1 protein-coding gene is annotated in these 856 nt (G+C 75.8%); it reads left to right on the plus strand.

All coding sequences use genetic code 11. The features are described from left to right. On the plus strand, positions 1-530 hold a 530-nt coding region (locus tag AOK22_RS38435), incomplete at both ends, for an SMI1/KNR4 family protein (RefSeq protein ID WP_208606513.1). Positions 531-856: the final 326 nt, after the last annotated feature.

The raw sequence follows: 856 nt of genomic DNA on the forward strand, positions 1-856 counted from the left end.
GCCGTGCTCGGCGGCGTGCCGAACCCGGGCGAGCCCGACGGCAGGCTGGGGCCGCTGCACCCCGCCGTGCGCACCTGGGCCCCCTTGGCGGGCGCCACGCCCTGGACCCCGCCACCGCGCGGGACGTACGTGGACGCGGCGCAGCACGCCGCGCTCACCCGGGGCGAGGGCCTGGCGGCGATCACCGCGCTGATACCCCCGCCGCTCACCCCCCGTCTGGGCGAGGCCAGTTGGGAGGAGCTCTTCGAGCGGCTCGGCACCCGGCTGCCCGCGGACTTCGTGGCGCTCTCACGGACGTACGGCGCGGGGAACTGGGGCTGGTGGCTCGACATGCCCGCCCCGCTCGACTTGGACCACCGGCTCGGGCTCGCGGCGGGCGTCGAGGAGATGCTGGAGGGCTACCGCAGCCTGAGCGAGGCCCACCCGCAGTACTACCCGCTGCCCGCCTGGCCCGCGCCCGGCGGCTTCCTGCCCGTCGCCTCCAGCATCGACGGCGACCAGATCGGCTGGTGCGTCGACGGGGACGACCCNNCACGGCACGACGACCAGGGCCCGCCCCTGGAGACGAACTTCACCGAGACACTGCTGCACTGGCTGCGCGGCGGCCGGCCCGCGATGGACGGCATCCCCTGGCTGCGCCGGGACCAGGACCCGCTGGAGCACATGTTCTTCGAGCCGTTCGGCGCACCGCGGGAGGAGGACTAGGTCCGGGCCGCCTCGGGGGCTTCGCGTACGGCGAGGGGGCGGCGCCCCCTTCCGGGTGCGCCGCCCCCTCACACGGGCGAAGTGTGCCTCAGCCCTCGCTGACGCCCAGCTTCTCCAGGATCAGCTCCTTGACGCGGGCCGCGTCGGCCTG

The sequence above is a fragment of the Streptomyces silaceus genome (assembly GCF_001419745.1).
GTDB lineage: Bacteria > Actinomycetota > Actinomycetes > Streptomycetales > Streptomycetaceae > Streptomyces > Streptomyces silaceus.